Annotated in this window: 18 protein-coding genes; 5 read left to right on the top strand and 13 right to left on the bottom strand. The window is 34.5% G+C overall.

Annotation, left to right across the window (positions count from 1 at the left end; all coding sequences use genetic code 11):
• Positions 1–282: 282 nt before the first annotated feature.
• The 6 genes from VK90_RS23700 to nagE all read right to left on the bottom strand — a co-directional run bounded on the left by VK90_RS23700 (position 283) and on the right by nagE (position 8,403).
• Entirely contained in the window at positions 283–1,449 is a 1,167-nt protein-coding gene (locus VK90_RS23700; protein ID WP_048375668.1) for a diglucosyl diacylglycerol synthase, read from the bottom strand.
• 411 nt (positions 1,450–1,860) lie between these two features.
• Positions 1,861–2,592 (bottom strand): pyruvate formate-lyase-activating protein, encoded by a 732-nt coding sequence (gene pflA, locus VK90_RS23695; protein ID WP_002174737.1) that lies wholly within the window; start codon positions 2,590–2,592, stop codon positions 1,861–1,863.
• A 69-nt stretch (positions 2,593–2,661) separates the two neighbouring features.
• Positions 2,662–4,911 (bottom strand): formate C-acetyltransferase, encoded by a 2,250-nt coding sequence (gene pflB, locus VK90_RS23690; protein ID WP_048375666.1) that lies wholly within the window; start codon positions 4,909–4,911, stop codon positions 2,662–2,664.
• Between the two features lie 152 nt (positions 4,912–5,063).
• On the bottom strand, positions 5,064–5,279 hold the full coding sequence (locus VK90_RS29270; RefSeq protein ID WP_082148040.1) for a hypothetical protein: 216 nt from the start codon (positions 5,277–5,279) through the stop codon (positions 5,064–5,066).
• Positions 5,280–5,385: 106 nt separating this feature from the next.
• A complete protein-coding gene (locus VK90_RS23685; RefSeq protein WP_048375664.1) occupies positions 5,386–6,636 on the bottom strand; it encodes a serine hydrolase domain-containing protein in 1,251 nt (416 codons plus the stop codon).
• Between the two features lie 264 nt (positions 6,637–6,900).
• Positions 6,901–8,403 carry an N-acetylglucosamine-specific PTS transporter subunit IIBC gene (gene nagE / locus VK90_RS23680; RefSeq protein ID WP_048375662.1) on the bottom strand — a complete coding sequence of 501 codons (1,503 nt, stop codon included), beginning with the start codon at positions 8,401–8,403 and terminating at the stop codon, positions 6,901–6,903.
• A 324-nt stretch (positions 8,404–8,727) separates the two neighbouring features.
• Here nagE and glsA point away from each other — a divergent pair, with 324 nt between their 5' ends.
• Positions 8,728–9,657, top strand: coding sequence for a glutaminase A (glsA, locus tag VK90_RS23675; protein WP_002174733.1), 930 nt, complete (start codon positions 8,728–8,730; stop codon positions 9,655–9,657).
• Between the two features lie 176 nt (positions 9,658–9,833).
• Positions 9,834–10,175, top strand: a complete 342-nt coding sequence (locus VK90_RS23670) for a DUF3969 family protein (RefSeq protein WP_002174732.1) — start codon at positions 9,834–9,836, stop codon at positions 10,173–10,175.
• A gap of 21 nt (positions 10,176–10,196) precedes the next feature.
• On the opposite strand, the gene VK90_RS30340 is transcribed toward VK90_RS23670, so the two are convergent.
• Together VK90_RS30340 and ytaF are read right to left on the bottom strand one after the other, a co-directional pair.
• Positions 10,197–10,352 carry a hypothetical protein gene (locus tag VK90_RS30340; RefSeq protein ID WP_000532412.1) on the bottom strand — a complete coding sequence of 52 codons (156 nt, stop codon included), beginning with the start codon at positions 10,350–10,352 and terminating at the stop codon, positions 10,197–10,199.
• A gap of 115 nt (positions 10,353–10,467) precedes the next feature.
• Positions 10,468–11,079 carry a sporulation membrane protein YtaF gene (ytaF, locus tag VK90_RS23665; protein WP_048375660.1) on the bottom strand — a complete coding sequence of 204 codons (612 nt, stop codon included), beginning with the start codon at positions 11,077–11,079 and terminating at the stop codon, positions 10,468–10,470.
• A gap of 137 nt (positions 11,080–11,216) precedes the next feature.
• On the opposite strand from ytaF, the gene VK90_RS23660 reads away from it, so the two are divergent.
• On the top strand, positions 11,217–11,870 hold the full coding sequence (locus VK90_RS23660) for a helix-turn-helix domain-containing protein (RefSeq protein WP_048375657.1): 654 nt from the start codon (positions 11,217–11,219) through the stop codon (positions 11,868–11,870).
• A gap of 76 nt (positions 11,871–11,946) precedes the next feature.
• On the opposite strand, the gene VK90_RS23655 is transcribed toward VK90_RS23660, so the two are convergent.
• The 3 genes from VK90_RS23655 to VK90_RS23645 form a co-directional block, all read right to left on the bottom strand.
• Entirely contained in the window at positions 11,947–13,221 is a 1,275-nt protein-coding gene (locus VK90_RS23655) for an acetylornithine deacetylase (RefSeq protein ID WP_048375655.1), read from the bottom strand.
• 95 nt (positions 13,222–13,316) lie between these two features.
• Complete coding sequence (locus VK90_RS23650) at positions 13,317–14,738, bottom strand: amino acid permease (RefSeq protein WP_025148700.1); 1,422 nt, start codon at positions 14,736–14,738, stop codon at positions 13,317–13,319.
• A 105-nt stretch (positions 14,739–14,843) separates the two neighbouring features.
• Positions 14,844–15,098 (bottom strand): biotin/lipoyl-containing protein, encoded by a 255-nt coding sequence (locus VK90_RS23645; protein WP_000859494.1) that lies wholly within the window; start codon positions 15,096–15,098, stop codon positions 14,844–14,846.
• Between the two features lie 292 nt (positions 15,099–15,390).
• On the opposite strand from VK90_RS23645, the gene VK90_RS23640 reads away from it, so the two are divergent.
• Together VK90_RS23640 and VK90_RS23635 are read left to right on the top strand one after the other, a co-directional pair.
• Positions 15,391–16,794, top strand: a complete 1,404-nt coding sequence (locus VK90_RS23640) for a sigma-54 interaction domain-containing protein (protein WP_048375653.1) — start codon at positions 15,391–15,393, stop codon at positions 16,792–16,794.
• 84 nt (positions 16,795–16,878) lie between these two features.
• The gene (locus VK90_RS23635) at positions 16,879–17,082 is read left to right on the top strand and encodes a hypothetical protein (RefSeq protein ID WP_002174726.1); all 204 of its coding nucleotides are present in this window, start codon (positions 16,879–16,881) and stop codon (positions 17,080–17,082) included.
• A 63-nt stretch (positions 17,083–17,145) separates the two neighbouring features.
• Here the strand turns inward: VK90_RS23635 and truA are convergent, their stop codons facing one another.
• Positions 17,146–17,883, bottom strand: coding sequence for a tRNA pseudouridine(38-40) synthase TruA (gene truA / locus VK90_RS23630; RefSeq protein WP_048375651.1), 738 nt, complete (start codon positions 17,881–17,883; stop codon positions 17,146–17,148).
• A 114-nt stretch (positions 17,884–17,997) separates the two neighbouring features.
• Complete coding sequence (locus tag VK90_RS23625) at positions 17,998–18,891, bottom strand: S-layer protein (protein ID WP_048375649.1); 894 nt, start codon at positions 18,889–18,891, stop codon at positions 17,998–18,000.
• Between the last annotated feature and the right edge of the window lie 142 nt (positions 18,892–19,033).

Raw genomic sequence — 19,033 nt, 5'->3', positions numbered from 1 at the left:
AAATAAGGAACCTTTTTCTGTGGACAACTTTATCCACAACACCTGTACAATTGTGCATAAATTCAAAAAACATTTTACAAATTCATTTATTTAAACGAATACCAAATGTAAGAATTGTGGATATTTTTCTAAAAATTGTGGACTATGTGGATATAGTTGTTAATATTCCGACTTTACTGTCTAATAAAAACGCAATCCTTTGTGGATAAGTTAATAATGCACGTTTATTTTTGTTAAAATAATAAAAAACCCTCTTTAAAAGTTTAAAAGAGGGGTTTCATATTAAGTAAAAGATTCGGCAAGAGCTGGTGATTTAATAGGTATATGATTCGGCTCTGCATGATTTTCTGCCAAAATTGTATCCACGATATGACCTGCCGGTTCAGGACGATAAATACTCTTCATGGCTTCTTTCATTTGGAGAAGCTTCATATCATCTTGTAATAACGCCTCTGTTTTTGCAAAAACCTCACTGTCATCACGGATTACAACTGCAGCCCCTTTTCTTTCAAAATACAACGCATTTTCATTTTCTTGTCCCGGGACAGGCTTATATAAAATGACAGGTACTTGTAATGCTGCTGCTTCGCTTAATGTAATACCACCTGGCTTCGTAATCATACAAGAAGTAACACGGAATAACTCATCAATATTTTCAACATAACCAAATACTTTTAAAGCATCAGAACTTTTCTCCTGTAGTCCCAATAAATCCTGCTTTAAAGCTTCGTTTTTCCCACAAACGACAACTACTTGTAAATTTGGTACTGACATAAATGACTGGCATAGTTCTTTTACACTCCCAAGCACACCATGAGCACCTGCTACAATTAGTAAAATCTTTTTATCCTTACATAACTGATATTTATTATATATAATTTCTGGATTTATCTTTAGCTCAAAACTGCTACGAATCGGAATCCCTGTTTCAACAATTTGCTCTGAAGGCACACCAATATCAACCATCACCTTTTTCACATGATCAGTTGCTACAAAATAACGATCTACTTCTCGATGAATCCATATTTTATGCACGCAAAAATCCGTTAATACGTTATAAACAGGAATAGAAATACCTATTTGTTTTTTCAATTCTGGTACAGCGATGATTGGAAAGGTATTGATAACAATATCCGGTTTCTCCGCCTGTAAGAGCGACTTCAAACGTTTTCTCCCAAAATTCGCATACCAAGATGCTATTTTCTTATCATAAATTTTTTCTACACCGTAATAAAACAAACGATATAATTCTTTTCCTATCGTATAACTTTTTAAATACAAATATTTTGTAATATCGGTTATAACCGGATGTGATTCTCCAAACAAGTCGCATACGATTACATCTTTGATTCCTTTTTGGCGAAATGTTTGTTCTAATGTTTTTGCTACTTGCACATGACCGTTACCGTAATGTGCAGTTAATATTAAAACCTTGGGGTTTTTTATCAAACAAATCCACTCCTAGCTTTTTGTTTCTCCATATTGCATATACGACAATAGGAAAAACATTTTCCTTAAAAATTACATACTCGGATTCCAATACTCTCCTGTTAGCTATGTACCTGTCGTGGATATGCAAAGCATATAAGATTGACCCCTTAATCCTATCTGTGCTCATATCTTTACATTATACTTTCCTATAAGAGCTTTCGCAATAACTTACAAACGTTCTATATTCCATGATACTCATTCTTTTACTTCTTAATTCTTTTTACTATTTTGATTTCCCTTTACAATTATGTAAATTTCTCCGCTTATTCTTTACAAAAATATGGATATTCTATTTTCAGTATACTCCTTTCTAAATATATACTCTATATTTTCTTATGAAGAAACAAAAAGCCTAATCCAATATATGGATTAGACTGCTTTTAAAATATGTTTCGCATGTTCAACATTTTCTTCTGTCGGTGGATTCACATCCGCAAGTGGATACTTATGTCCAAGTGCCTCCCATTTATAGACGCCAAGCTTATGATATGGCAACACTTCCACTTTCTTAACATTAGATAAGCTTTGAATAAAGCTTGATAATTTTTGCAGATCTTCTTCACCATCAGTAACACCAGGAACCAATACATGTCTTACCCAAATTGGTTTCTTTCTGTCTGATAAATAACGAGCAAATTGTAAAATATGTTCATTGGGTTTCCCTGTTAATTTACGATGTTTCTTTGAATCAATATGCTTCAAATCCAATAAAACTAAATCTGTATAATCCATTAAAATATTTAGCTTGCTTTGGAATTCTGGTTCTTCAGAATAACAACCGCCAGAAGAATCGATTGTTGTATGGATACCAGCTTCTTTGCACTTTTTAAACAACTCAATTAAGAAGTCTAACTGTAGTAGTGGCTCTCCACCGCTAACCGTTATACCGCCTCCAGAAGCTTCAATAAATGGAAGGTAACATGTCACATCCTGCATCACTTCTTCAACTGTTATTTCTTTTCCCTTACCAATCTCCCACGTATCAGCATTATGACAATATTGACAACGTAATAAACACCCTTGTGTAAATATGACATAACGAATCCCTGGGCCATCAACAGTACCACAAGACTCTACAGAATGTATTCTTCCTTTTACCATGTTACTTCCTCCTTTATTGAAACAGCCCCCCTCCACCATATATTAAAAGCAGAGGGGCACTTTTTTCACTTACATGCTTTCATGCATTGTACGGTTAATTACATCAATTTGCTGTTCACGAGTTAATTTAATAAAGTTAACAGCGTAACCAGATACACGAATTGTTAATTGTGGATATTTTTCAGGATGCTCCATTGCGTCCATTAATGTTTCACGATTAAATACGTTAATATTTAAGTGATGTCCTTCTTTTATTGCGTATCCATCAAGCATAGATACTAAGTTACGTACTTGTACATCATCTTCTTTACCAAGCGCTTTTGGAATAATAGAGAATGTATTAGAAATACCATCTTGTGCATCTTCATATGGTAATTTAGCTACAGATAATAATGACGCTAATGCACCTTTTGTATCACGGCCATGCATTGGGTTTGCACCTGGTGCAAATGGTTCTCCAGTACGACGTCCATCTGGAGTGTTACCAGTTTTCTTACCGTATACAACGTTAGATGTGATTGTTAAGATTGACATTGTATGAACAGAATTGCGATATGTTTTATGTTTGCGAAGCTTATTCATAAATGTTTTCACAAGATTTACTGCGATTTCATCTACACGATCATCATTGTTACCGTATTTAGGGAAATCTCCCTCGATTTCGAAATCAACTGCAATACCATTTTCATCACGAAGTGGTTTTACTTTTGCATATTTAATTGCACTTAAAGAGTCTGCTACTACAGATAGACCCGCGATACCTGTTGCCATCGTACGAAGAACGTTTGTATCATGAAGTGCCATTTCAATACGTTCATAGCTATATTTATCGTGCATGTAGTGGATAACATTTAATGTGTTTAAATATAGACCCGCTAACCATTCCATTGTCATATCAAACTTATGCATAACTTCTTCATAATCTAATACTTCAGAAGTAATTGGTGCGTACTCAGGACCAACTTGAGCTTTTGATTTTTCATCTTTACCACCGTTAATCGCATATAATAATGCTTTTGCTAAGTTTGCACGTGCTCCAAAGAACTGCATTTGTTTACCAATTCTCATTGCAGATACACAACAAGCAATACCGTAGTCATCACCATATTCTGGACGCATAATGTCATCATTTTCGTATTGAATTGCTGATGTTTTAATAGACATTTTCGCACAGTAGTTTTTAAAGTTTTGTGGTAATTGTTTAGACCAAAGAACTGTTAAGTTTGGTTCTGGTGCTGGCCCTAAATTATCTAATGTATGCAAGAAGCGGAATGAGTTCTTTGTTACTAATGGACGACCGTCTAGTGCAATACCACCGATAGATTCAGTTACCCAAGTTGGATCTCCAGAGAATAGTTCATTATAATCAGGTGTTCTTGCAAATTTCACAAGACGTAATTTCATAATGAAATGGTCAACAATTTCTTGTGCTGCTTCTTCTGTTAAAGTACCATTTGCTAAATCTCTTTCAATATAAATATCTAAGAATGTAGAAGTACGTCCAAGGCTCATTGCTGCCCCATTTTGTTCTTTAATTGCTGCAAGATAAGCGAAGTATAACCATTGGAATGCTTCTTGTGCATTTGTTGCTGGCTTAGAAATATCGAAGCCATGAGAAGCGGCCATTTGTTTTAATTCTTGAAGTGCACGCATTTGCTCAGATAATTCTTCGCGTAAACGCATTGTCTCTTCGCTCATTACACCACCAGTTAAATTAAAATCAGCTTTTTTCGCTTCAATTAAATGGTCTATACCATATAACGCTACGCGACGATAATCACCGATAATACGTCCACGTCCATATGCATCTGGAAGACCAGTAATAACGCCTGATTTACGAGCTGCTTTCATTTCTGGTGTATATGCATCAAATACACCTTGGTTATGAGTTTTGCGCCAGTCTCTGAAAATACTACTAAGTTCTTTGTCCATTTCATATCCATAAGCTTCACAAGCTTGTTCTGCCATACGAATACCACCATATGGTTGTAAAGAACGTTTAAATGGTTTATCAGTTTGGAAACCGACTACCGTTTCAATATCTTTATTTAAATATCCTGGTTCATGTGATGTAATAGAAGAAACAATTTTTGTATCCATATCAAGAACGCCACCGTTTTCACGTTCCTTTGTTGTTAAATCCATTACTTGATCCCAAAGTTTTTTCGTTGCTTCAGTTGCTCCCGCTAAGAAAGAGTCCTCCCCTTCGTAAACGTTTACATTATTTAAAATGAAATCGCGAACATCAATCTCTGCTTTCCACTTTTCACCTTTAAAGTTTTCCCACGCGTTTTTTACGTTTTCTAATACTTGAGTCATCCTAATCTCCTCCATTTTTGATTAGTACAGGACTAAGATTTTTTATATAACAGCTTACACACTTAGAATACTACTTTTTTTCGGAAGTGGACGAAATAGTTGTGACATGTTTGTGAAATGTTGAGCAAACTACTATATACATAGTGTAAACTTCATTTTAAATCCTTTGTAATTAACCCTTTCTTTAATTGTATTTTTTGGGTACCCTTATATACGAGTCCTATTTTGTAATATAAGAACGATACCCATTGTAGAGCTGTAATACTCTTATCTCCTAATCTGTTATAGTTTTTTATAGCAGACTGAAAAGAAGTGTACCTATTAGGTACACTTCTTTTCACAATAAGATAAAGTGAAGCTTTAATCAGTGTGGGCTTTTAAGTCCAGCACTCCTCCAGAACCGCTATATAACTCCTCTATTTCTATTTCCAAGCGCTTCTTTGAAAAAAAAGACTATCCAAAAAGGACAGTCTTTTACACTTCTATTTTTCGTAACATCGTGTAAATGTCATTATTCACTTTACCAAAGGATTTAATGTTATTTTGAATGTTAGATAATAAAACAACATACACACTTCCATTTTTACTAAATCCATTTAAACAATTCCAACCTGGCATTACACCGTGATTCGAATAACTTCCCGGATCTACATACCATCCAAATCCATAATCCTTTTTCACAGCTGTAAACATTTGATTGTAACTCTCTTTTGAAATTAATTTTCCAGAGAATAACGCTTCATTAAATAAATATAAATCATGCGCGCTTGTATATATATCACCGCAACCATATAGTTGTGACATGCTCGGAATATTAGGTGTTGTCATATTATTATTTACTATTTTATAACCAGTTGATGGGAATCTTGTTTGTTCTAACGCTTTACCAAAACCAGAATGCTTCATACCAGCAGTAGCAAAGATGTGCTGTTTAATATATTCTTCTAATGGTTGCCCACTTACTTTTTCAACAATGTAGGCAAGTATGGAGTAATTCGAATCTGAATACTTCCATTTCTCTCCTGGAGCCCCAATACGCTTTTGGTTTCCTATTCGCTTTATCAATTCCTCATGAGAAATATCATCTTTTCCCTGCTCATATTCAGGAATTCCTGATGTATGTGTTAATAAATGTTTTAACTGAATACCATTACCTTGAGGAAAATCCGGAATATACTTTGCAACTGTATCCTCTACTTGTAATTTATTTTGATCTTTCAGCTGCATAATAGCCGTTGCTACAAACGCCTTTGAGATAGAGCCAATATAAAAAGCCGTTTCCGAATTATTCGGTATTTGTTTCTCTTTATTCGCCATACCGTATCCTTTATTCAAAAGGACTTTTCCATTCTTCACAATAACAGCTGTTCCACTAAAACCTGTGCCCTGCAAATATTGATCCAATTGAGCGTTTTCATTAATTTCTTGAGGTGGTCCTTCTGCCTGCTTCTCAATTACTTGTGCTTGCTTTGCTAGTTCTTCCTGTTCTTTCAGTTCTTTTTGTTTTTGAGCCTCTTGCCTTTTCATTTCTTCTTTCTTTTTTATCTCTTCTTGTTTCTTCATTTCTGCTGCTGCTTTTAAAGTTTCCTCTTTTTTATTATGCGCAACAATTTTTGTATACATGAAATATACAAGTGAAAATAGTAGGGCTAGAATAATTGTTCTTTTTATGTATACAATCGACCGATTTGCTTTCCCATTAACAGTATTTTTTTCCTGATCCATGATTACCTTTTTCCCCTTATTTACCGATAATTTAATTCATCTACACAAGACTTTTTCCACATCATTTCTGTAGATTAAAGACACTCCATTCTATGTCATCCCTACTTTATCACGCACCGAACATATTACCAACCTATATGTACAAAAAAGAAAAAGAAAATTTACAAAAGTAAGATTCACGTTATTTTTTTAACATAAAAAAAGAGGATATCCTCTAAAAGACCGTTATTATCAATCTTTCGGGATATCCTCTTATCTAATTATTTATACGTGCTTTTTCATATCATCAGCAACAGACTCAACGTTTGTACCTACGATAACTTGTACACTTGTGTTACTTAATTTCATAACACCTTTTGCACCTGCGCGTTTTAATGCTGGTTCATTTACTAAACCTGCATCTTTCACTTGTAGGCGTAGACGCGTTGCACAGTTATCAATAACTGTTAAATTGTCTTTTCCACCTAAAGCAGTTACATAAGTTTCACCAATTGAACCAGCAACTGGTGCATCACCATCTTCAACTAACTCATCGTCATCTTCACGACCAGGAGTTTTTAAGTCGAACTTCTTAATTAAGAAGTAGAATACTACAAAGTAAATTGCTGCGTAAATTAAACCGATTCCCGCTAGTAACACTGGTTTTGTTGCAATACCAAAGTTTAAGAAGTAATCAATTGCACCGGCACTAAATGTGAAACCATCGTGAATGCCAAGTGTTGTTGTAATGAATAAAGAAAGACCTGTTAATACTGCATGAATACCATATAATACTGGTGATAAGAACATGAATGAGAATTCGATTGGTTCTGTAATACCAGTTAAGAATGAAGTTAATGCTAGACCACCTAACATACCTGTAACCATTTTACGTTTTTCTGGTTTAGCAGCTGCAATCATTGCGAAACATGCTGCTGGTAAACCGAACATCATAACTGGGAAGAAACCAGTCATAAACATACCTGCTGTTTTATCCCCTGCAAGGAAACGAGCGATATCACCATTTACAACATTACCTGCTGCATTTGTAAAGTCACCAAACACGAACCAGAAGTATGTGTTCATTACGTGGTGTAAACCAATTGGGATTAATAGACGGTTTAATAGACCGAACAGACCTGAACCAATTGCACCTAAATTAACAATTCCATGAGCTAATGCATCGATTCCATTTTGAATTGCTGGCCAAATTTGTGCGAATAGAATTCCTAATATTAGCATCACAACCGATGTAACAATCGGAACGAAACGTTTTCCAGCAAAGAAACCTAACCATTCTGGAAGTTTAATTTTATGGAATTTATTATAAAGGAATCCTGCTATAACACCGACAATAATACCACCTAAAACTTTCATATCCACTTTAGTCGATAATTCGGCTGCCTTAGATACTTGTGTCATTGTATCTGCAAGCTTAGATGGATCTACATTTGCGCTATTACCTATTAAATCTTGAACTTTACCTAATTTATCTTGTAATTCTGCAGTAGAATATCCCTTACTAAGGGCATCAATACTGTTTTTCATAACCAAATAACCAATTGCACCTGCAAGACCTGCGGCACCACTACCATCAACTGAAAGACCGATTGCAATACCGATTGCAAAAATAAGTGCTAAATTATCAAAAACAGCTGCACCGGCCTGTGCCATAACAGGAATATCAAATACATCTGGTTGCCCTAAACGAAGCAATAATCCTGCTGCTGGTAGTACGGCGATTGGAAGCATTAACGCTTTACCAATACGTTGTAAAAACTGCAACATTTTAATTCCCCCTATCAAATTTATGAAATCGTTATCATTATAATTACGCTTTAGAAAACGCTTTCTATTACATAACCATAATAACATATAGTTGTATAGATGTGTAGTTTTTATTTTCGAACTTTTTATGGATAAGTTTTCTATTTCCAAACTGTTATATAAAAGGAAAATTCTCCTTACTAACTACAAAATATACAGGCAAAAAAAACTTATTATAGCACAGATAACTTTCGTTTTATCATTCCACTTTTTCATGTTATTATTTATTTCCGAGCATATCGGGAATAGTAAACTTAGTCAATTCGAAATAGGAGCGTTGGTACTATGCAGTGCATTGAAACAAACAACTTACAACAGTTGTTAGAACAAGTAAAACCATATACGAAAAAAGGAAAACTTGCTACTTATATCCCCGAACTAGGAAATGCAAATCCAGATGATTTAGGTATTGCCATTTTCCATAAAGAGACAGAATATATTCATGCTGGTAACTCACAAACATTATTTACTCTTCAAAGTATTTCCAAAGTAATTACACTTGCCCTTGCCCTTTTAGATTGTGGTGAAGAATATGTATTTTCTAAAGTCGGAATGGAACCAACTGGTGATCCATTTAATTCTATTATTAAACTAGAAACAACAAGCCCTTCCAAACCTCTTAATCCAATGATTAATGCAGGTGCATTAGCTATTACAAGTATGCTTGCTGGTAATAATAACGAAGAAAAGATGGAACGCATTCTTCGATTTGTACGTGATATAACAGATAATCCTACTATTAATTATTCTTCTAAAGTTGCCACTTCTGAATTAGAGACAGCTTACTTAAACCGTTCACTTTGTTACTATATGAAACAAAACGGTATTATTGATAGCGATATTGAAGAACTTATGGATTTATATACACGTCAATGTGCAATTGAGGTTAACTGTATCGATTTAGCACGTATTGGTTTAATTTTTGCAATGGACGGATATGATCCATATAAGAAGAAACAAATTATCCCAAAACATATTACAAAGATTTGTAAAACATTTATGGTTACTTGCGGAATGTATAACGAATCTGGTGAATTTGCAATACGTGTTGGAATCCCTGCGAAAAGTGGTGTAGCCGGTGGTATTTTCGGTTGCGTAAAAGGTGAAATGGGAATCGGGATCTTCGGACCAGCTTTAGATGCAAATGGAAATAGTATCGCTGGTTTTAAAATTCTTGAACTCCTTTCTGCTCAAGAAAGTTGGAGCATATTTTAATTCGGAAGTTATCCTGCTATACTAGCAGGATTTTTTATTTCATGAAAATTTCAGTTCCACTAGGCATTACTATGCTGCCCAAAAACATTAAGGAAAGTTTCTCTTTATTATGCATATTTGCTCCCCCCTCCTGAATAATATAGTACAACCTAGCGCTATATGTGGAGGTGTAAAAGATGAAACTTATATTTCAAATGGCGAAACAACCTGTTCTTGAAAAAACAATTCTTCTTTTTATATTGAGTATTGTAGAAAGTTTGAAGCTAAAAGTTGTTTCACTCGATGAAGCACACCGATACATATTCAATTTAGAAGTGCTTGAACTATTAATGGATCGGAACATCGATGATCAAGTATTAGAACTGATTCATTTCGGAATGGGACTTGAAGATATTCACCATGTGCTGCCTGAAGAACTTGAGCATAGTATTGAAGAGCTAAAATGGCTTTGTATTCAAGTTTTAAGTGAATACAGCATGCACGAAGAATCTGAACAACTAATTGAAGATATACGCTAAAAAGCACCTATGTAGGTGCTTTTAATGTTTTTTCAAACTATTTTTATACGTTTCAATATTAACAGGTAGCTCTTCTTCTTCTAAAGTATGTTCATTTACATCTTTATGAATGAAAGCACCTTTAGGAGGCTTATGATCACCTTTTTTCTTATGATCAAATGATTTTCCACGTCCCATATAGATTCCCCTTTCATTAAAGCGTTCAATAATTAGTATGCAAAAACTACTGTCGATATATGCAGCCCTTTGATGTATTTCCAAGGAAATACTCGAATATTGCTTTTTACTTTTCTTATAATATTTGATCTATTCCAATAAGAATTAATAACACCCCTGCAATAACTGTTGCCCATTTCCCTAAATATTCCGCTAAAAATCTTTTCCCAACATACGCAAACCCACTAATGCAAATGAAACTAAATATCCCAGAAATAATTGCTGTAAGCCAAAGATTTAAATTTGTTACCCCTGCATCAAATCCACCTGCAATATTATTAATTGACAATGCAACTCCTAATACAAGTGCCTCTGAAAAACTAATTGTTTTAGAACCATCAAAATCCGCTTTTTCTGGATTACGTAAAATCCCCATAAGTACACCATCATCTTTATTTTCTACTGTTTCTTTTTTACTGAAAAATGGCTGACATAAAATAAACACTCCAATTATTCCTAGCACAGCTGCCCCGATAAGATTTGCCGTAAAATCTGAAATAAATAATGAAATCCAATTCCCAAAAAATCCAGCTAATAAAGTAAATAAAAATCCAAAAAATGCAATGACAAAGTTATTAAACCATGAAATCCGGATTTTACGAATACCGTAAGCAATCCCTACACCCGCATTATCTAAATTAGAAGCAATTCCGATTAATAAAATTGACAATAAACCTGCTGTATTCATTGCACAGTCACCTCTTTTCTCACTTTTCCATGCATATTATGAAAATGTTGAGCAACTGTGCCTGTCCGTTTCATATACTTGTAATAAACACTCAACATTTTTTCAATAATAAAATTCGAAAAAGGAGTGCCTATACTATGTCTAATGAAAATCCAAATGATCGACTTGGTACATTAATAAAAAAATTATTAAAAGAACGCGCCTTATCTATGAGACAATTAGGAACACTTACAAATATTGATCCTGCGACAATTTCAAGAATTATTAATGGAAAACAACAACCGAAACAGAAACACCTACAGAAATTTGCAGAATGCCTGCAAGTTCCGCCCCAATTGTTATTTGATGAAATGTATCCTGATTCTCCGCACATAAACAAAGAAAAAACAGATATGTACACATCTCTTGATACAATTCAACAAACATTACAGTCCTCTAACTTATTTGACTTCGATTACACAACGACTCGCGTAAAGCAAGAGCTTGAAAATTACGAACGCTACGCAAAAACAACCGAAGGTGAAAAACGTATTCATGAAAGTTTCGCAAGTAAACTAGAACAAATTGATAGCGCTGGTCCTTTCATTGAACAATTAACAGATATGTATCAACAGTTTTGCAAGGAAAACATCTCAGAAGAAGAACGGGCAATTCTTGGCGGTGCCTTACTATATTTCATTTTATCAACAGACATTATCCCCGATTATCTTTTTCCAATTGGCTACTTAGATGATGCGATTGCTGTTGAATTAGCTAAAGAAAAATTGACTAAAGTCCAACGAAAAACATAGGAAAGCATAAAGAACTATTTCAGATGTTGTGTACATTTACCTCTGGAATAGTTCAATCAAAAAATGTATTATTCTCTTATTTTTTCGTATGACACCATTCATATATGAAAGCAATAATTACTTTTGTAAACTCAACTAACTGCTCAACTTCAACTTTCTCATTTATAGAATGAGCTTCTTCTAATGTACCTGGTCCGTAAATAACAGCTGGAATGTTAAACTCACTAAACCATCCCCCATCAGTTACTGTAGCAGACATATCTAAAGTTGCGACTTTATTCAATATAGCTTCATGCGCAGAACTTAGCTTCTGAATGGCTGGATGATTACTATCTACTTCTAAAGAAGGAAAAATCTCACCTCGATCAACAATCATTGATTCTCCGCCCCACTTAAATTGTGGTGGGTTCTCACTTAACCATGGATCCGCCGCTGCCACTTTTCCTATATACTCTTCTATTTCTTCAATTATTTGTTCATGCGTTTCATTTGGATAAAAATGAACTGTAATCCATAATCGACACTCATCCGCAATAAATGCTGCATGACGCCCACCTTCAATAACCGCTGGGTTAATTGTCGTCGTTCCTGATGGATATCCTTCATATGTTTTCATTACCGCCCAATGACGTTCTAGCTCCTGTAAACTTTGGATGATTTTCATCATTTTTTCAATTGCACTCGCGCCAAACAAACGACCACCAGCATGAATCATTTGTCTCCTTGTTGCATCATGAAACGTTTGCGGACTTTTCACAGTAATCCATCCAGTAATTACGCCGCCCTGTCCTTGCATATGTAAATCGCTTGTGTCCACTACGACTGCAAAATCAGCATCGTAACCTCTTTTGCAACATTGAAGTGTCCCTGCTTCTCCAACCTCTTCTCCAATTACTGATTGAAAGATCAAATCTCCTGGTAGTTCAATGCCAGCTTCTTGTAAAAGCTGAATAGCAAATAAAGCTCCAGCTAGTCCACCTTTCATATCTGCCGCACCTCGTCCAACTAACCAACCGTCTTTAATAAATGGATCAAAAGGATTTGTTTCCCACACCTCATCTGTCGATATTTCAGCTACATCCATATGCCCATTAATAATTAAACTTTTGTACGACTCACTTTCTACTCCTTTTTTGACTCCAACAACATTCGGATCATTCGGATATACATCCCATTTATCAATACTAAAATTTCGTTTTCTTAGAAACTCCGCAACAAATTCTTGCGCCTCATTTGTATTTCTCGCTGGTGGTGCTGGTGTCTCAAAACGTATTAATGCTTTTGTAAGTTCTATTAACTCTTCTTTTCTTAAATCTATCTGTTTTAGCAGCTGTGAAACTTCTTGATTCATCGCTAATTCCCCTTTGCATACATAGTATGTTTCCAGCTTTATTTTCACAAAAAAAGAGACTGTTTACAATTTTACAGTCTCTACATAATTCACCACTACAAACTTTCTAATTCTGTTGTATTCGTCTTTTCAATACGTTCTATTTTAACTTTCTTACTTCTTGTAGCACGGTAAAACAGTAAACAAACTATCATAAATGGAATGCCACAATATAATGCCATTCTTTGTTCTGGGATAAAAGCCATAGCAACTATTACTGTTAAATTTAATGTTAATGCAAGAAGTGGTACAAATGGATACAATGGTGTTTTAAATTTCAAGTCCTTAACATCTCCACCTTGCTTAATGTATGATCTTCTAGCTAATAAGTTAGATAGAGCAATAGATGCCCAAACTAATATCGCTCCGAACCCAGCAATAGAAAGAAGCCATAAATAAACTGTATCTTCCGCATAAATACCTGATAGTAATGAGAGACAACTTACAATTGTACTTACAATCAATGCATAAATAGGAACACCATTTTTAGATAACTTACTAAAAATCGGGCTAATCATTCCTTGATTAGACATAGACCATAGCATACGAGAAGTTGCATATAGCCCTGAATTCGCAACTGATAGTACCGCTGTAATAATAACAAAATTTATAATATCTGCCGCATAAGGAATACCAATTTTATCAAATACAACTACGAATGGACTTTCTATCACTCCCGCTTGCTGCCACGGAAATAATCCCGCAAGGATAAAAATAGATAGTACAAAGAAAACAAGTATGCGCCAAACTGTATTATTAATTGCCTTCGGGATAGTTTTCTCTGGATTTTCACTCTCTCCCGCTGCAATACCAACTAGCTCTGTTCCTTGGAAGGAGAAGTTAACCGCAATCATCGTAACTAAAATAGCTGTTAATCCATTTGGAAACAATCCACCATAATCAGTAAAACTAGAAAGCATCGGTGCTGGTTCATTTCCTTTCATATCTAAAAAACCAAACATCGCTGCCCCGCCCAAAATAATAAATGCTATAATTGTAATTACTTTAATGCTTGCAAACCAAAATTCCACTTCCGCAAAACTTCTTGAAGATAGTGCATTAATAGCAAAGAGCAGCACTGCAAACACTACGCACCAAATCCACGAAGGTACATCTGGAAACCAACGTTTCATTAAAATACTAACTGCAATTAATTCAATGGCTATCGTAGCAGACCAGTTTAACCAAGACATCCATCCCACTACAAAACCCGCTGCGGGAGAAATGTGTTTTGTAGCATACGTTTGATAAGATCCTGCATCGGGCATCGCAACTGCTAACTCCCCAAGACAAAGCATCGTTAAATACATAACAAATCCACCAACAAGATACGCTACAATTGCTCCTCCAGGCCCAGCTTCATGAATTGTATAACCGGATCCTAAAAATAGTCCGGTACCAATAACTCCTCCGAGTGCAATCATAAATATGTGCCGACTTTTTAATTCTTTTTTTAATCCTTGGTTTTGATCCATCATATAAATCCCCCCTTTTCACTTTGCAAACCCATTTAATGTAAGCGTTTTTAAAATCCTTCATAGGAAAAAAAATATTTAAAAGAGCAAAAATACATATCACTTATATTAATCACTACCTGTTATTAAAAGGTCATCCCTGACTGTTATTAATAATTTTTGATCAGCGATAGCTTGTCCTTCTACTACTTCTAATGATTCGATATAACCACTGATTCCTACCTTAATTTCTACTTTCTGTTTATCTATTGTTTCAATTAACGCTAATTTCTCCCACTCGTATACGTAAGAACTTTCAGTAACAAATAACTTCTCTACTTTCCCGTAACAAGGACTATACACGCCTTCTATAACCGTCTTCACTTTATAAACTCCTCCTTCTTATTAATTGGCACTGGAACGTTGCATATCCTATAAAGATTCATATTCCCTCCTCTAGAGATTTCGACTATTATTTATGCAAAATACGTACCAACCTCCAATTCGTATATAAAATGAGAGTTTGGCTCAAAAAAATCTGCCTAACCGCAAAATTTTTCTATCGTTTGAAAAGTTTTAAGAGAAAAATAGCAAAAAATTTTTGCGATTTTATAAGAATTTTAATAAAATTATAAAAAGTCAGTCTTCATAGGGTGAAACGAGGAGAAGATGATACATGCATACAGAAGAAATTAATTTTAAACAAATTATTGAAATGAATATGCTATATGAAACTTTACTCAATGAACTCGATATCGGGATTCATATTATTAATGAGGAAAGTAAAACGATTATTTATAACCGCAAAATGATGGAAATTGAATCAATGGACCGCTCAGATGTGCTATATAAAAATCCTTTAGAAGTATTTGCATTTGAAGAAAATAAAAATAGTACTCTTATAGAGGCATTAAAATTCGGAAAAACAAACAAAAATATAAAACAAACATACTTTAACAATAAAGGACAAGAAATTACGACGATTAACAATACTTTCCCTATAATAGAAAATGGAAAAATTAAAGGCGCTATTGAAATCTCAAAAGAGATTAGTCACTTAAAACAAACAATGAAAACGAACCTTTCTCGAAAAAAAAATACTAAGTTTACCTTTAATCACATAATCGGTGATTCTAGAGCTATTCAATCGGTCATTGCAGAAGCAAAGAGAGTAATTCGTACTCCCTCATCCATACTTCTCGTAGGAGAAACAGGAACTGGCAAAGAGCTATTTGCACAAAGCATCCATAATGAAAGTCAACGTTCAACCAAACCGTTTATTTCACAAAACTGTGCAGCTATACCTGATACCCTAATGGAAAGCTTATTATTTGGTACGAACCGAGGTGCTTTTACAGGGGCAATAGATAAACCTGGTTTATTTGAAGAAGCAAATGGAGGAACTTTGTTATTAGATGAAATCAACTCATTAAGCCCAGCGCTTCAAGCTAAATTACTACGAGCTATACAAGAAAAAACAATACGAAGAATTGGGGGCACACAAGAAAAAGAAATTGATGTTCGCATTATAGCAACTATTAATGAAGACCCTCTTGAAGCTATTACACACAATCGATTAAGGGAAGACTTATATTACCGATTAAGTGTCGTTACTTTATGCCTTCCACCTTTACGGGAACGAAAAGAAGATATTTTAGCTCTTGTTCAGCACTTTATCGAAAAGTATAACATTCAATTTGGGCTCGGCGTAACGGATGTAGATGTAACTGTAAAAGAATTTTTTTATGCATACGATTGGCCTGGAAACGTACGAGAATTGGAACATATAATTGAAGGTTCAATGAACTTAATAGAAGATGAACATATCATTACAGCTTTTCATATACCAACTCGCTTTCGCGAACTAATAAAAAAAGAATTCAATATGCAAGCTTCCCTAACTAGTCACAATACTGATGCACCTAAAACTTTAAAGCACACAATAGAAGAAATGGAGAAGAACTACATCAATCAAATTCTTAAAGAGAATAATGGTAATATCTCACAAGCCGCAAAATTTTTAGGATTGAGTAGACAAAATTTACAATATCGAATTAAAAAACTGCATTTACACATATGAAATGAACCTTTCTCCAAGTGCAAACTAACATTTGGTAAAATATGTTATAATAAACATATAACATGCTAGAAAGAGGCGATATATATGAGTAATGATAAAAAGTTAAAGTTATTACAATACTTATACCTTCTCCCTGCCGTTCTATGTATGATGTTATTCATTAATACTGATATGAGCAGCTTTCCTTATGCAAAGCTATTAGGAACAATTAGCGGCTCGTTTGCAGCTATTATGCTTGCTGCTTTTTGGAATTTGAAGTTGCGTATGAAGAGAGAGAAATCTTCTTAATCTAAAAATGTTTTAAAATAAAAAATCGAGCCTGCTCACTCAGCTCGATTTTTTTGTTTAATATTAAAACTCAACCTTCTCCAAATACAACCCACTTGCCTCAGCAAGACAATTAATTTGATTACGTTGTTTCGCCTCTAAAATGTGTGGAATTGCTTCAGCATCTAATTGTCCTAATCCAACTTCAATTAATGCCCCAACAATTTTTCGTACCATATTATGAAGGAAGCCGTTACCACTTATTCTAATTTGTACAAATCCAGCCTCTTCCATCACATCAAGTGAATATACTTCTCGAACCATAGACTTTTTCTTTGATTTCGCATTTGAAAAAGCAGTAAAGTCATGTGAACCAACTAAATGTTTCGCAGCTTCTTTCATGCTTTTCACATTTAATTTCTTATTAACGTGCATGCTGTATTTACGCATAAATGGGTTCGTATGCTCTTCATTCCAAATTTTATAAAGATATGTTTTTGCTTTAGAATTGTAACGAGCATGGAAACGATCTGACACTTCTTCTACATTCGTAATACTAATATCGTTTGGTAAATATTGATTTAAATACTTTTTCACTTTATGTCCCACTAACTTCTCATCACTCTTAAAGTTAGCTACTTGATTCAAAGCATGTACACCAGCATCCGTTCTACTACAGCCGACAATCTCAATTTCTTTCCCGACCATTTCAGATATTACACTTTCGATTTTCCCTTGAATCGTATTATCGTTATTACCAAGACGTTGCCACCCTTTATACCGCGCACCGTCATACTGAATCGTTAATTTATAATTGTTCATCGTATTCTCCTTGTCTTAATGGGCTAAAAATATAATCCCTCATACAGCTTTGCCATATGAGGGAACTATAACATATTGTTACTTCATTCTAAAAGGAATAAAGTAATCTATTTATTAATTATGATTCGTTCGAATCCAAGAATCGCCTAAATAAGTTCTAATTTTTAACCAACCAAATGATGATGTAGATTCTTGAACTACAAATACCGTTTGTGGTGCAAAACTGCCGATTGCTCTACCTGAAGGTTGATCAAATGCTGTAAATGCATTTGGTACATGGTAATAAGAGCCTTGTGGCGCAATCCATTTTTCTCCAACATCAGCCTTAATTTTCTTCCAACCATTTTCTCCTTGTTGAAGTACTCTTACAGATTGAGCTGAAAATTTCACACCTTGATGCATGTACTTCGGTTCATTGTATGCATAAAAATCACGATTAATATGTTCCTCGTGTGGATAACGAACAATCCACTTTGGTCCTAAATACGTATTAATTAAAGACCAACCGTTTTCTTTTGTCTGCAAAATATTAACCGTTTGTGGAGCGAACCAAGCATCTGGATTTTTAGCTTCAGGGCTACTGTATGCAGCGAAATTCTGCTTCATTATTTGCGGCATTCCATTTACACTTGTCCACTTCTGCCCCAAATATGTATCAATTAAAATTTCACCTCTCAGTGTACCATCACGTGAAATAACCGTTTGAGGACCAAATACGTACTTCGCACTGTCCATATTAATCCAATCAAAAGCTTCAAAAGTCCGATTAATTTCTACTTGAGCACCCTCAGGCGCAATAAATCCGCCACTAATCTTCCACCATCCATTAGGATGTCGATTTGTAACATAAACCATTTCTCCTGGCTGAAGTTCTTTTTTCACAGGTGAATTAAAACTGCGGCTTTCATACACTTTTAATGTTTTTGTTGTTTCATATGATTCCGCGTATGCAGAAGTTGCAAATAAAGAAACCAATCCAAAAATAAATAACGCCAACCATTTTTTCATAAATCTTCTTCCTTTTAGCTTATTTTCTATAGCAAAATCGCTATATTACATCCATATTGTAATTTATTAATACAAAGTGGTCTATACAATCTTAATACTGTATATTTTTACAAATTCATTTCGAATGCAGAAAAGAAATTCA

Origin of the sequence: Bacillus sp. LK2, from assembly GCF_001043575.1 — a bacterium.
Taxonomy (GTDB): domain Bacteria; phylum Bacillota; class Bacilli; order Bacillales; family Bacillaceae_G; genus Bacillus_A; species Bacillus_A paramycoides.
Note: the sequence above shows the minus strand (reverse complement) of the source record. Positions and strands in the feature narration are given on the sequence as shown.